The 13,807-nt window shown below is 73.6% G+C and carries 12 protein-coding genes; 8 read left to right on the top strand and 4 right to left on the bottom strand.

Annotated elements, in window-relative coordinates; genetic code table 11:
* Positions 1-45: 45 nt before the first annotated feature.
* Positions 46-612: a Uma2 family endonuclease gene (locus tag ACMATS_RS26025; protein WP_390780253.1), complete on the top strand. Its 567-nt coding sequence runs from the start codon at positions 46-48 to the stop codon at positions 610-612.
* Here ACMATS_RS26025 and ACMATS_RS26030 read toward each other — a convergent pair.
* Positions 609-1,433, bottom strand: a complete 825-nt coding sequence (locus ACMATS_RS26030; protein WP_414169253.1) for a DUF3097 domain-containing protein — start codon at positions 1,431-1,433, stop codon at positions 609-611. The genes ACMATS_RS26025 and ACMATS_RS26030 overlap by 4 nt on opposite strands.
* 33 nt (positions 1,434-1,466) lie before the next feature.
* A complete protein-coding gene (locus ACMATS_RS26035) occupies positions 1,467-2,228 on the bottom strand; it encodes an MBL fold metallo-hydrolase (RefSeq protein ID WP_414169254.1) in 762 nt (253 codons plus the stop codon).
* A 213-nt stretch (positions 2,229-2,441) separates the two neighbouring features.
* Between ACMATS_RS26035 and hrcA the strand changes: the two genes are divergently transcribed.
* From hrcA to ACMATS_RS26060, 5 genes are all read left to right on the top strand, one after another.
* Positions 2,442-3,458 carry a heat-inducible transcriptional repressor HrcA gene (hrcA, locus tag ACMATS_RS26040; protein ID WP_390780256.1) on the top strand — a complete coding sequence of 339 codons (1,017 nt, stop codon included), beginning with the start codon at positions 2,442-2,444 and terminating at the stop codon, positions 3,456-3,458.
* The gene (dnaJ, locus tag ACMATS_RS26045; RefSeq protein ID WP_390780257.1) at positions 3,459-4,595 is read left to right on the top strand and encodes a molecular chaperone DnaJ; all 1,137 of its coding nucleotides are present in this window, start codon (positions 3,459-3,461) and stop codon (positions 4,593-4,595) included.
* 148 nt (positions 4,596-4,743) lie between these two features.
* The gene (locus ACMATS_RS26050) at positions 4,744-5,817 is read left to right on the top strand and encodes a nitronate monooxygenase (protein ID WP_391151439.1); all 1,074 of its coding nucleotides are present in this window, start codon (positions 4,744-4,746) and stop codon (positions 5,815-5,817) included.
* 4 nt (positions 5,818-5,821) lie between these two features.
* Positions 5,822-6,571, top strand: a complete 750-nt coding sequence (locus tag ACMATS_RS26055) for a 16S rRNA (uracil(1498)-N(3))-methyltransferase (protein WP_414169255.1) — start codon at positions 5,822-5,824, stop codon at positions 6,569-6,571.
* A 10-nt stretch (positions 6,572-6,581) separates the two neighbouring features.
* On the top strand, positions 6,582-7,337 hold the full coding sequence (locus ACMATS_RS26060; protein ID WP_414169256.1) for a response regulator transcription factor: 756 nt from the start codon (positions 6,582-6,584) through the stop codon (positions 7,335-7,337).
* 145 nt (positions 7,338-7,482) lie between these two features.
* Here ACMATS_RS26060 and ACMATS_RS26065 read toward each other — a convergent pair whose 3' ends face one another.
* The gene (locus tag ACMATS_RS26065; RefSeq protein ID WP_414169257.1) at positions 7,483-10,467 is read right to left on the bottom strand and encodes a BTAD domain-containing putative transcriptional regulator; all 2,985 of its coding nucleotides are present in this window, start codon (positions 10,465-10,467) and stop codon (positions 7,483-7,485) included.
* A 103-nt stretch (positions 10,468-10,570) separates the two neighbouring features.
* Between ACMATS_RS26065 and ACMATS_RS26070 the strand changes: the two genes are divergently transcribed.
* Positions 10,571-12,010 (top strand): BTAD domain-containing putative transcriptional regulator, encoded by a 1,440-nt coding sequence (locus ACMATS_RS26070; protein ID WP_414169258.1) that lies wholly within the window; start codon positions 10,571-10,573, stop codon positions 12,008-12,010.
* Positions 12,011-12,029: 19 nt separating this feature from the next.
* On the opposite strand, the gene ACMATS_RS26075 is transcribed toward ACMATS_RS26070, so the two are convergent.
* Positions 12,030-12,536 (bottom strand): hypothetical protein, encoded by a 507-nt coding sequence (locus ACMATS_RS26075; RefSeq protein WP_390780263.1) that lies wholly within the window; start codon positions 12,534-12,536, stop codon positions 12,030-12,032.
* Between the two features lie 218 nt (positions 12,537-12,754).
* Here ACMATS_RS26075 and ACMATS_RS26080 point away from each other — a divergent pair, with 218 nt between their 5' ends.
* Positions 12,755-13,474, top strand: coding sequence for a VOC family protein (locus ACMATS_RS26080; RefSeq protein WP_391151444.1), 720 nt, complete (start codon positions 12,755-12,757; stop codon positions 13,472-13,474).
* Positions 13,475-13,807: the final 333 nt, after the last annotated feature.

Consider the following 13,807-nt stretch of genomic DNA (forward strand, 5'->3'; position numbering starts at 1 on the left):
TAGGCTGCCGCTCAATACACGCGGCAGATGTGGAGGACCACGGAGATGACCGCTGTGGATGAAGAAATGATCGCTCTCATCGACGAGCACCCCGAGGTGTTCGATCGATACAAGATCGAGCTTCTGCGGGGGGAAATCGTGATGATGGCGGGGCCTGACGTGGTCCACAACTTGATCGTTCTGTCTGTCCTGCGGCAGATTCCCGGTGACCGTTGGTGGCCGCTCCAGACTCAGGACATCGCCATCCCGGGCGAGGACAGTGAGCCACAGCCGGATCTCGTGGTGGTGGAGCAAGGTGCGGTTGAAGGCCCCGGGCGGCTCGTCCCCGCGGCGGCCGCCACGTTGCTCCTGGAAGTCGTCTCGAAGACCAGCGCCCTGCGGGACTACAACACCAAGCGGTCGATGTACGCGGCCGGGCAGGTGCCTGCCTACCTGATCGTCGATCCCTTCGCTGCCAAGTGCGTGCTGCTCACGGAGCCGGTTGGCGCCGGGGACGAAGCCGATTACCTGGCGAAGCGCACCAGTAAGTTCGGCGACCCGATCCCCCTCGACATGCTGGGCATCACCCTGGACACCTCGGACTTCAAGACCCTGCCCGGCACTCCGCGTTAGCCCCCCATCGTCACGAAGTCGATCAACTCCTCGACCCGTCCGAGGAGCTCCGGCTCCAAGTCCTTGTACGAGTGCACACTTGACAGGATCCGCTGCCAAGCGGCCCCCGTGTTCACCGGCCACCCCAGCGCCCGGCACACCCCCGTCTTCCAGTCCTCCCCCCGCGGCACCCGCGGCCACCCCGCGATGCCGACCGACGCCGGCTTCACCGCCTCCCACACGTCCACGTACGGGTGGCCCACCACCAGCACGTGGTCTCCCGTCACCTCCGCCGCGATCCGCGACTCCTTCGTGCCCGGCACCAGGTGGTCCACCAGGACCCCCAGGCGCGCATCCGGGCCCGGTCCGAACGACCGCACGATGGACGGGAGATCGTCGATGCCCTCCAGGTATTCGACGACCACGCCCTCGATCCGCAGGTCGTCGCCCCACACCCGTTCGACGAGTTCCGCGTCGTGCCGCCCCTCCACGTAGATCCGGCCCGCCCGGGCGACCCGGGCCCGGGCGCCGGGGACGGCGAGGGAGCCGGAGGCGGTGCGGGCCTGGGCAGTGGGCGGTGCGGACGCCGGGCGGACGAGCGTCACCACGCGTCCCTCCAGCAGGAAGCCGCGCGGTTCCATCGGGAACACCCGGTGCTTCCCGAAGCGGTCCTCCAGGGTCACCGTGGGGCCCTGTGCCGTCTTCTCGCAGCGGATCACCGCCCCGCAGAAGCCCGTTGTGACCTCTTCCACAACGAGGTCCGGCTCGGCCGGAACCTCCGGCGCGGGCGCCGTCCGCTTCCAGGGCGGGGTCAGATCAGGGCTGTACCGCTTGCTCTGCATGGGGGCCATTGTGGTTCATGATCACCGCCCCGCTCACGCGACACCGAACCGCGCCGCCAGCTCGTCACGTTGGCTCCGCACGAACCCCGCATCCACCACGGCCCCGTGCCCGGGCACGTAGAGCGCGTCCTCCCCGCCGAGCGCCAGCAGCCGGTCCAGGGCCGCCGGCCAGGCGTGCGGCAGGGCGTCGCTGCCCGCCTGGGGCTCGCCCGACTCCTCGACCAGGTCGCCGCAGAAGACGATGTCCGGGGCCCCGTCCCGGCCGACCGCCAGGACGGCCAGGTCGTGGGCGGTGTGCCCGGGACCGACGTTGGCCAGCAGCACCTGCTGTCCGTCCCCGTCCCCGTCCAGGTCCACCGCGACCTCGCCCGAGACCAGGTGGTGCGGCAGGACGAGCAGGTCCGCGGCCTCGGCCGCCTCCTCGGGGTCCACCCCGTGCCGTTCCGCGGTGCGCCGCATCGCCTCCCGCTCGCGCTGCATCAGTTCGTCGAGGCCCACGGCCCCGTACACCTTCAAGCCCGAGAACCCCAAAAACGCAGCCGTGCCCAGCACGTGATCGAAATGCGGATGCGTGAGCGCGACGTGCGTCACGGGCAGGCCGAACAGTTCCGTCACCTCGCGCCGGATCTCCGCCCCCGCCCGCAGCGTGGCCCCGGTGTCGACGACGAGCACGCCCGTACGTCCCGCGATCGCCCCGATGGTCTCGTCCCAGCCCGGCATTCTGCGGCGGGCGACGCCCGGCGCGAGCCGTTCCCAGTGCGCCTCCGCGGCGCCCGGTTCCCCTTGAGTTCCCATGCCGCGACGGTAGCCGGAGCGCGGTACCGTTGCCCGGCCTCCGGGCGCGCGGCGGGGACGGCCCTTGCCCCGGTCGTGGTGCCCGGCCGTACACTGGCTGAAGGGATCTGGCACTCGTGACCATGGAGTGCCAGGGGAACGGGCTCCGAGAGCCCCCCCGTGATCCTCGCAGAACCCGCAAGACGGCTGGACCACTGACTGGAGGTGCGCGCGGTGCTGAGTGAACGCAGGCTTGAGGTACTGCGCGCCATCGTCCAGGACTACGTGGGCACCGAGGAGCCCGTGGGCTCCAAGGCCCTCACCGAGCGGCACCGGCTGGGCGTCTCCCCGGCCACCGTGCGCAACGACATGGCCGCCCTGGAGGACGAGGGCTTCATCGCCCAGCCCCACACCAGCGCCGGCCGGATCCCCACCGACAAGGGCTACCGCCTCTTCGTCGACAAGCTCGCGGGCGTCAAGCCCCTGTCGACGGCGGAGCGGCGCGCCATCCAGAACTTCCTGGACGACGCCGTCGACCTCGACGACGTCGTGGCCCGCACGGTGCGGCTGCTCGCGCAGCTCACCCGGCAGGTCGCGGTGGTGCAGTACCCCTCGCTGACCCGTTCGACCGTGCGGCACGTGGAGCTGCTCTCGCTGGCTCCCGCCCGCATCATGCTCGTGCTCATCACGGACACCGGGCGCGTCGAGCAGCGCATGGTCGACTGCCCGGCGCCCTTTGGCGAGAACGCGCTGGCGGATCTTCGGGCGCGGCTCAACAGCCGGGTCGTGGGGCGGCGGTTCACCGATGTGCCGCCGCTGGTGCAGGACCTTCCCGAGTCCTTCGAGCAGGACGACCGCGGAACCGTTTCCACGGTGCTCGCGACCCTGCTGGAGACCCTCGTCGAGGAGACCGAGGAACGGCTGATGATCGGCGGCACTGCCAATCTCACTCGTTTCGGTCATGACTTCCCGCTGACGATCCGGCCCGTGCTGGAGGCGTTGGAGGAGCAGGTCGTGCTGCTCAAGCTGCTCGGCGAGGCCAAGGACTCGAGGATGACCGTGCGCATCGGTCATGAGATTGCCCACGAGGGACTGAACTCCACATCGGTGGTCGCCGTCGGCTACGGTTCGGGCGACGAGGCAGTCGCCAAACTCGGCGTGGTCGGACCGACCCGCATGGACTACCCCGGAACGATGGGAGCGGTACGCGCAGTGGCACGTTACGTCGGACAGATCCTGGCGGAGTCGTAAGTGGCCACGGACTACTACGCGGTCCTGGGCGTCCGCCGTGACGCCTCGCCGGACGAGATCAAGAAGGCCTTCCGCCGCCTCGCGCGCGAGCTGCATCCGGACGTCAATCCGGACCCGAAGACGCAGGAGCGGTTCAAGGAGATCAACGCCGCCTACGAGGTGTTGTCGGACCCGCAGAAGAAGCAGGTCTACGACCTCGGCGGCGACCCGCTGTCCGCCTCGGGCGGCGCGGGTGCGGCCGGCGGCTTCGGCGCCGGTTTCGGCAACTTCTCCGACATCATGGACGCCTTCTTCGGGCAGGCGTCGCAGCGCGGGCCCCGCTCGCGGACGCGGCGCGGCCAGGACGCCATGATCCGTATCGAGGTCGACCTCAACGAGGCCGCCTTCGGCACCACCAAGGACATCCAGGTCGACACGGCCGTCGTCTGCACCACCTGCAGCGGCGAGGGCGCGGCCCCCGGCACGTCCGCCCAGACCTGTGACATGTGCCGCGGCCGCGGCGAGGTCTCCCAGGTCACGAGGTCCTTCCTGGGCCAGGTCATGACCTCCCGCCCCTGCCCCCAGTGCCAGGGCTTCGGGACGGTCGTCCCCACGCCCTGCCCGGAGTGCGCGGGCGACGGCCGCGTGCGGTCGCACCGCACGCTCACGGTCAAGATCCCGGCCGGTGTGGACAACGGCACCCGCATCCAGCTCGCGGGCGAGGGCGAGGTCGGCCCGGGCGGCGGCCCGGCGGGCGACCTCTACGTGGAGATCCACGAGAAGCCGCACCCGGTCTTCCAGCGCCGCGGCGACGACCTGCACTGCACGGTCACCCTCCCGATGACGGCGGCCGCGCTCGGCACCAAGGTGCCGCTGGAGACGCTGGACGGCGTCGAGGAGATCGACATCCGGCCCGGCACCCAGTCCGGCCAGTCGATCCCGCTGCACCAGCGCGGCGTCACGCACCTGCGCGGCGGCGGCCGGGGCGACCTGATCGTGCACGTCGAGGTCCAGACGCCCGCGAAGCTGGATCCGCAGCAGGAGGACCTGCTGCGGCAGTTGGCGAAGCTGCGGGGCGAGGAGCGTCCGATGGGCGAGTTCAAGCCGGGGCAGCAGGGGCTGTTCTCGCGGTTGAAGGATGCGTTCAACGGTCGCTAGGCGTTCCGTGGGAAGTGCGGTGCGTTGACTGCGGGTCGGCTGTGGCCGGTCGCGCAGTTCCCCGCGCCCCTTCGGGGCGCGATCACGCACCGCACTTCGCTGAATCCGGTGGAAAGGCCCGTCCCAGGGCCTGTGCAACGATGTTGGTATGGCTCTCCTGAGCGACCTGTTCCCGCACCCCGTCGTGCAGGCCCCCATGGCCGGTGGCGCAAGCCGCCCCGCGCTGGCCGCGGCCGTCTCCGAGGCCGGCGGCCTCGGATTCCTGGCCGCCGGGTACAAGACCCCGGCCGCCATGTACGAGGAGATCAAGCAGCTCCGCGCGCTCACCTCCCGCCCCTTCGGCGTCAACCTGTTCCTGCCGCAGCCGCCCGCCGCCGACCCGGCCGCGGTCGGGGTCTACGCCGAGCAGCTGGCCGGCGAGGCCACCTGGTACGACACCCCGCTCGGCGAGTGGGACCGCGACGCCGACGACGCCTACGAGGCCAAGCTGGCCATCCTCCTCGACGACCCCGTCCCGGTCGTCTCCTTCACCTTCGGCTGCCCGTCCCCCGAGGCCCTCGCGGCCCTCGCCGCGGCCGGCACCCGCACCGTCGTCACCGTCACCTCGCCCGCCGAGGCGGAGGCGGCCCGGCGGGCCGGTGCGGACGCGGTGTGCGCCCAGGGCGTCGAGGCCGGCGGTCACCAGGGCACCCACCACGACGACCCGCACGCGGACGGCACCGGCGCGGGCATCGGTCTGCTGTCCCTGCTGGCGCAGCTGCGCGAGACGGTACGGATCCCGGTGGTCGCCGCGGGCGGGCTGATGCGCGGCGCCGACATCGCCGCCGTGCTCGCCGCGGGCGCCTGCGCCGCCCAGCTCGGCACGGCCTTCCTCGCCTGCCCCGAGTCCGGTGCGCACCCGCTGCACAAACGGGCCCTCACCGACCCGCTGTTCGTCCGCACCGAGCTCACCCGGGCCTTCTCCGGGCGTCCGGCACGCGGTCTGGTGAACAGATTCGTCCGGGAGCACGGCCCGTACGCCCCGGCCGCGTACCCGCAGGTGCACTTCCTGACCGCCCCGCTGCGCAAGGCGGCCGCCGCGGCCGGCGACCCGCAGGCCCTCGGCCTCTGGGCGGGCCAGGGGCACCGCCTGGCCCGTGAACTTCCGGCGGCCGAGCTCGTGCAGCTGCTGGTCGCCGAACTCGGCGCGGCAAGCGCGCCGTCGAACCGAGGGAGCAAGTAGAACCATGACAGCGCCGGTCTTTCTGGTCGAGGAGGACGCTCTCACGGGCGTCTTCCCCGGTACGGTCTTCCCGCTCGACGGCCCCGAGGGCCGGCACGCGGTCTCCGTGCGCCGGCTGCGGGTGGGCGAGGAGATCGTCCTGACGGACGGCGCGGGCACCGGCGTGCACGGCACCGTCGCGGCCGTCGAGGGCAAGGACCACCTCGACGTGGCCGTCACCTCGGTGCGCTCCGAGCCGCTGCCCCAGCCGTCGATCACCGTCGTCCAGGCCCTGCCCAAGGGCGACCGCGGCGAACTCGCCGTCGAGACCATGACGGAGACGGGCGTCGACGCCATCGTGCCCTGGTCCGCGGCGCGTTGCGTCACGCAGTGGAAGGGCGAGCGCGCCGCGAAGTCCCTCGGCAAGTGGCGCTCGACGGCCCGCGAGGCGGGCAAGCAGTCGCGTCGCCTGCGCTTCCCCTCGGTGGCCGGGCAGATGACGACCAGGCAGGTCGCGGAACTGCTGTCGGAGGCCGACTTCGCGGCCGTCCTGCACGAGGAGGGCAGCACCCCGCTGGCCACGGCCGAGCTCCCGGAGACCGGCCGCATCGTCATCGTCGTCGGCCCCGAGGGAGGCGTCTCCCCGGAGGAGCTCGCCGCCTTCGCCGCGGCGGGCGCCCACCCGTACCGGCTGGGCCCGAGCGTGCTGCGCACGTCCACGGCGGGCACGGCCGCGGCGGCCCTGCTGCTGGGGCGGACGGGGCGCTGGAGCTAGGGGGACGGGCGTGCAGCTGAGAGCGCGGGACTACGAGCGGATGCTCGACCTCGCCGTCGCCGTCCTGGAGAACGGCGACACCGACACGTCCTGGCACCTGATCACCGGCCACCTGCTGGAGGCGTTCGGCTGTCACTCGGCGACGTACACGGCGGGCAACGTCGCCGACGGCACCGGGCATGCGGAGGGCTGGGCCCCCGAACGGCTCAGTGCGCACGTGGGCGACCTCGTGCAGCGGCGGATCCGGCAGCGCCACCCGCTGTTCTTCTACACGAGCCCGCTGGAGCCCCGGCCCCCGGTCAACGTCAGCGAGATCTGCGCCCGTTGGCGGCACACGGAGTGGTACAGCGAAGCGCGCCGCGACTTCGGTGCCGCCTACCAGATGGGCGTGCCGCTGCCCGGCGAGCACGGCATCCTGCGCAACATCGTCCTGGGCCGCGACGCCGACTACACGGCACGCGAACTCGCCTTCGCCACCCGCATCCAGCCGCTCCTGGTCGGCGTCGCCAACCACGTACGGGAGCTGCGCCGCCTGCGCGCCGGATCCCTGCCCGCCCCCGTGATGACGGGGCACGGCCTGACGCCGCGCGAACTGACCGTCCTGGGCCTGCTGGCGGAGGGGCTGACGACGGAGGCGATCGCGCGGCGCCTGGCGATCTCGCCGCACACGGTCAACCGGCACCTGGAGAAGGTGTACCGGAAGCTGGGGACGAACAACCGGGTGTCGACTGTGCGGGTCGCCCGGCGGGCGGGGCTGGTGGCGTGATGCGGCGCCCCGTCAGGGGCGCGGGGAACTGCGCGACCAGCCACGACGCGCCCGCAGTTGAAGTCCCGGGGTTTTCGCCCCGGATCCCGGGGCGGTGCGTCGTCTGCGGGCCGTCGGGGGCTGGTCGCGCAGTTCCCCGCGCCCCTTACGGGGCGCCCAGCAGCGCCCGGGTCTGGTCGATGTCGGCCTGGGCCCGGCGCTGTTCGAAGAGGTCGAGGGCCGCTTCCAGGCAGGTGCGGGCCCGGGTGTGCTGTCCGAGGCGGTCGAGGCTGCAGCCGAGGGCCCGGAGGAGGCTGCCCTCGAGGACGGGGCTGGTCCGGCGGGCCACGGGCAGGAAGGTCTCGGCGACGTCCGCCGCCAGGCGGTGCCGTCCCGTCTGGACGTGGAGGTCGGCCATCAGCACGCCGGTGGCCGCCTCGAAGGCCGTCACGTTCAGGGTGCGGAACAGCTCCAGCGCCTCCTGGGCGCGCTGGAGCGACGCGTCGGCGTCGTCGCACAGGCGCAGCACCCGGGCCAGGTAGTACAGGCCGATCGCCTTGGACACCGAGGGCTCCCCGCCGACCAGCCGGGCGCCGCGTTCCGCCGCGTCGCGGGCCTCGGTGAGCCGGCCCTGCCGGGCGTAGTTGAAGGCCAGTTCGCCCAGCGCGGTGCCCTCGGCCGTGCCGGCGCCCGCGGCGCGGAAGAGGCGCACCGAGGCCTCGCCGTGCCCGACCGCCTCGTCGGTTCGGCCGCCGACGCGGGCGCCCGCGCACAGCGTGAGGTGGGCCCATCCGCGCAGCCGGGCGTCGGAGCCGTCGGCGCACAGCGCGATGGAGCGCCGGAGTTCGGACTCGGCCTCGGCGAAGGAGCTCGCGTGCCACAGGGCGTTGCCGCGGACGTAGCGGGCCAGGGCCTCGGCGGTCCGGTCGCCGCGGGCCGCCGCGGCCTCGGCGACCCGCGCGGCCTGGGCGGTCACCTCGGTCTGGTGGGTGACGCCGGGCAGCACGTTGTTGAGCTTGTCGACGAGGTCGGCCGCCTGGGCCAGCGGCAGGGCGCCGTCCGCGCAGGCCCGGTCGATCAGCGCCCGCTGGACGGGTATCTCCTCGTGCATCCAGCCGGTCGCGTCCTGCGCGGTGCCGAAGGCGAGGCCGGACGCGGCCACCGGCACGTCGATGAGCCGGCGTTCGGCGGGGTCCACCGAGTGCGACGCGGCGTCCGCGGCCCGCGCGGTGGCCAGGCAGAAGTCCAGCAGCCCGGCGAAGGCGCGGGACGTCTCCGCGGGGGTGTCGTCGCGGCCGTTCCTGGCCCGGGCGAAGACCCGCACCAGGTCGTGGAAGTGGTACCGGCCCATCCGGCGGGATTCGACGAGGTTGAGGTCGACCAGGGACTCCAGGAGGTCCTCGGTGCTCTCCGTGTCCCGGCCGAGGAGCGCGGCGGCGCAGTGCACGCCGAGGTCCGGCGCGTCCACCGCGGACAACAGCCGGAAGGCCCGGGCCTGTTCGGGGGAGAGCTTGGAGTAGGAGAGCTCGAAGGTGGCCTCCACGGCGAGTTCGCCGGTGGCCAGCTCGTGCAGCCGCCGGTGCTCGTCGTCCAGCCGCCGCACCATGTCGGCCAGGGTCCAGCCGGTCTCCGCGGCCAGGCGCGAGGCGGCGACCCTGATGGCCAGGGGCAGCCGGCTGCACGCGGCCACGATCGCGGCGGCCGCCTCCGGCTCGGCGTCGCAGCGGCGGTCGCCGACGATCCGCCGGAGCAGGGCGAGGGCCTCGGCGGCCGGCATCACGTCGAGCCGCAGGTGCTGCGCCCCGGCCAGCCCGGTCAGCCGGGCGCGGCTGGTCACCAGGACGGCGCTGCCCGCGGCCCCGGGCACCAGCGGCTGCACCTGGCCGTCGGAGGCCGCGTTGTCCAGCAGCAGCAGGACCCGGCGCTCGGCCATCAGCGAGCGGTAGAGCGCGATGCGCTCGTCGCCGTCGTCCGGGACATCGTTGTCGGCCACGCCCAGGGCGTGCAGGAAGGAGGCCAGGACGGCCTGCGGGTCCAGGGGGTCGCGGTCGGCGCCGCGCAGGTCCGCGTAGAGGTGCCCGTCGGGGAACCGGTCCGCGATCCTGCGGGCCGTGTGGACGGCGAGGGTGGTCTTGCCCACGCCCGGGACGCCGTTGACGGCGGAGACCACGACGGCCTGCGTGCCGGGCTGGGTGAGCATCCCGGTGAGGGTGCCGACGGCCTCGGCGCGGCCGGTGAAGTCGCCGATGCCGCACGGCAGCCGGTGGGCCTCGGGGATGCTGTCCGCGTCGAAGGCCAGGTGGGCGGGTTCGGCGGCGGGCCGGACCGCGGGGTCCGCGCACAGGATCCGCTGGTGCAGCTGCTGCAGGGCCGGGCAGGGCCTGCGCTCGGGCGCCGGCAGGTGGCCCAGTTCGGCCTCCAGGAACCGCCGGGTGTCCTCGTACACGCTCAGCGCCTCGGCCCGGCGGCCGGCCTGGTACAGCGCCAGCATCTGGACGCCGCGCAGGCGTTGGCTCGCCGGGTACTCGATGACCAGGGCGCCCGCCTCGGCGTGCAGGTCCGGCCGGTCCCCGATCTCGGCGTCCAGCTCCAGGCGCGTCTCCAGCAGCGACTGCCGGACGGCGCAGAGCCGGTCGCGCACGGCCCTCGCGTGCGGGCCGTGCAGGCCGGCCAGCGGCTCGGCGGACCACAGCTCCAGTGCGCCCGCCACCACGTCCCGGGCCTGCGCGGCCGTGCCGCCCGCGGCCCGGACCCGGGCGGCCTCCCCCTCCGCCCGCTCGAACGCCCAGGTGTCCACGGCCTCGGCGGGCACCCGCAGAGCGTAGCCGTCGCCGACGGTGACCAGCAGCGGCGCGTCGGCGGAGTGCCCCAGCACGCGGCGCAGCCGGTGGATGTGGGTGCGGACGGACTGGCCCGGCCTGGTCGGCCGGTCCGCCTCGGCCCAGACCCCGTCCGCGATCAGCGGGACCGACACCGTGCGCCCCGCGGCGGCGAGCAGGATCGCCAGCACCTCGCGCTGCTGGGGCCTGCCCAGGCCGAGTTCGGCGCCGGCGCGCCAGGCGCGGACCGGTCCCAGCAGCCCGAACCCGAGCAGGTGCGCGGGTTCCTCGGCGGGTCTGCCTCCGTTGCGGGCCCCCTCGTGCGACGTCATGATGTGCTCCCTCCCCGACATGCACAGCTCATACATGAAGTACGCACATATGATGGGATGTCGGGTCGCGTGAATGGCGAAGCGACACGGCTTGGGGCGTGACGTGACACTGCATTTCCGGACTCTGGGACCGCTGCGGATCCGGCAGGGGGGCGCCGAGGCCCCCGTGGGCCGGCCCCAGCAACAGGCCGTCCTGGTGGCGCTGTTGGCGGCCCGGGGCAGGCCGCTGACCACCGGGCAGCTCCTGCGCGCCGTCTGGGACGAGGACGAGGAGCACTGGCCGGCCCGGCCGAAGCGGGCCCTGGCCACTCACGTCTACCGGCTCCGGCAGCTGCTGGCGGCCGGGGACGGGGCCGCGGCGCTGCACCAGGCCGGGCAGGGGTACGTGCTGGAGACCGGGCCCGGGACCGTCGACATGCACTGCTTCGACGACGCCGTCCAGGCCGCCGCCACGGCCCGGCAGCAGGGCGACCCGGCTGGCGCGCACGCCCTGCTGACCCGGGGCCTGGGCCTCTGGTACGGCAGCGCCCTGGACGGCGTTCCCGGCCCCCTGGCCGAGCGGATCCGGCAGCGGCTGGAGGCCAGCCGCACGGCGGCCCTGGAGGCGCGGCTGTCCCTCGACGTCGCCGGCGGGCGTCACGCCGAGGTGCTCCCGGAGATCGCGGCGCTGGCCGCGGGGCCGGATCCCTCCGGGCAGCTGCAGTCCCTGCTCATGCTCGCCCTCTTCCGCAGCGGTCGCCGGGACGAGGCGCTCGCCGTCTACGAGCGCGCCCGCGGGCAGGCAGAGGAACTCGGCCTCGACCCCGCGCCCGAACTGGTGCGGGTGCACCGGCAGATCACCGATGGAACCGCCGCTGCACCCGCCGCCTGTCGTCCCCGCCATCTGCCCGCCGACACGGTGGACTTCACCGGGCGGGACGAGGAAGTCGCCCTGCTCGTCCGGGCCCTGGAGTCCGGCGCGCGGACGGCTGTCGTGCGGGGAGCCGCCGGGACCGGGAAGACCGCACTCGCCGTCCATGCGGCGCACCGCCTGCGCGAGGCCTGTCCCGACGGCCAGCTCTACGGCGACCTGAAGGCCTCGCACGCGGCGCCGGTCCGGCCCGCCCGGGTCCTCGCCGCCTTCGTCCGGGCGCTCGGCGGGGACGTCCCGGAGGACGAGGCCGACGTGGCCGCCGCCTACCAGGAGGCCCTCGACGGACGCCGGGTCCTGGTCGTGCTCGACGACGTGCAGGACCTCGACGGCATCCGCCCGTTGATCCCGCGGCACCCCGGCTGCGCGGCTCTCGTCACCGGCCGGACGCCGGCCGGGCTCCTCCCCGGTGCCCGGCAGGTCGCCCTCGGTGCCTTCTCCGTCGACGACGCGCTCGGTCTGCTCGTCCGCACGCTCGGGGCGGCACGCGTCGCGGCCGAACCGGACGCCGCACGCGCCCTGGCCGAGGCCTGCCGGTGCCATCCGGCGCTGCTGCGGACGGCGGCGGCACGGGCTGCCGCCCGGCCGCACTGGTCGCTGGCGAGCATGGCCGAGCGGATGGCCAGGGGGTGAGCGGGGGTGAGCGGGAGCGTCAGGACGCCGACGACCAGAGGATGTCGCAGGAGGGCAGTGTGATCCCGTACGGGGCCGTGCTGTGGCAGACCCTGCCGTTGTCGCCGTAGATGGTCAGGTGACCGGTGAAGTCGAGAAGGAGCTTCACCGGGTAGGAGCGGTTGCCGCGCTGGGTGCCGCTCGCCCAGCATGCGTGGCCGTCCTGTGCGTAGACCACGAGGTTTCCGTCGCTCTGCATCACGGCCTTGGCGCCGCAGCCGACCGTCTTGGAGTCCCACAGGGGGTAGCCGTTGATGTAGGCGACGAGGTTGCCGTCCTGCTGCATGATCAGCCGGGCCGGTCCGTTGTCGAGGTGCCAGCCGGGGTAGAGGGGCTCGTCGTTCCAGATGGTGGTGTGGGCGTCGTCGATGGCCGCGTTCGCCGTCCCGCCGGTGGCCAGCAGGCCCGCCGCGGCGAGCACGGCCGATGCTGCGAGGCCGGTCAGGCGGCGGGCGATCGACGAGCGGTTGGTTCTGATGGGGCTCATGACGAGCCTCTCTTCTTTGAGTGACACATGGGCAAAAAGGGGCAACGGCGAAGCGTTGCCATAAGAGCGTGTCCTGGCTCGTTCAACAAGCGGTCAACAAGTCGTTGACGGCTGCGTGGGGGGGGCGGCGGAAGGAAGGACACCGGCTTCCGGTCAACAACCTGTCAACACCGCCTCCGCCGTGGCGTGTCCGCCCGTCCCGCTGCCATGCTGGCCGCATGCTGACGAGCGCCGGATCCGCCCTGGGAACCCCGAACTGGATCACGTTGAGCACACCCGACCCCGCGGCCTCCGCCGGGTTCTACGGGGCCCTGCTGAGCTGGGAGTTGACGGCCGGCGGCCTCTTCCGGCTCGCGGGGCGGACGGTGGCGGGGGCCGTGGCCGATTCCCGTACCGGACGGGGCGCGTGGACCGTGTCCTTCCGCACGGCGGACGCGGCGGCGACGGCCGCGGCCGTGGAGCGGGCGGGCGGGTACGCCGGTCCCGGCGGGCTCGCCGACCCCGCGGGGGCCCGGTTCGCCGCCCGGGAGCCCGGCGAGGGACCGGTCCTGGAGACGGTCGACGCCCCGGGTTCGCTGTGGTGGACGCAGCTCTACACGCCCGACGTGGAGCCGGCCAAGGATTTCTACCGCGCCGTCTTCGCCTGGGACACCCACGACCTCGTCCTCGAACGCGGCGCCACCTACACGGTGCTCGCCCCGCGCGGCGTCGGCATGGAGGGCGCGCACGGCGGCATCATGCAGCCGCTCGACGCGACCCCCGTCGGCTGGCTGCCGTACTTCGCGGTCGGGAACTGCGATGCGGCGGTGACCGCGGCCATCGAGAACGGCGGCCAGGTGGTCCACCCGCCGGAGTCCCAGCGGGGCATCGGCCGGCAGGCCACGCTGCGGGACCCCTTCGGCGCGTGGTTCGCGGTGAACGCAAAGGCCGGTGCGTAGGGCCTGTCCGGCGGATCTTCGCTCGTGGGTGCGGTGCGCCCCGAAGGGGCGCGGGGAACTGCGCGAGCAACCACGACGCACCCGCAGTTGAAGTCTCGGGGCTTCGCCCCGGACCCCAGGGACAGTGCGTCGGCTGCAGGCCGTCGGTGGCTGAGCGCGCAGTTCCCCGCGCCCCTGACGGGGCGCTGCGGTGCCGCGCGACGAAGATCCGCCGGACCCGGCCCAGGGCCCTAGGAACTTCTTCCTATCGCGCGGAAGCAGGCCGTCCGGCAGGCTGATGAGCAACGGGAAGCCGCGCCGTACCGAGCACGGGGGGATCGATAGGGCACGCGT

This window comes from Streptoverticillium reticulum (assembly GCF_047456005.1).
GTDB lineage: Bacteria > Actinomycetota > Actinomycetes > Streptomycetales > Streptomycetaceae > Streptomyces > Streptomyces reticulum.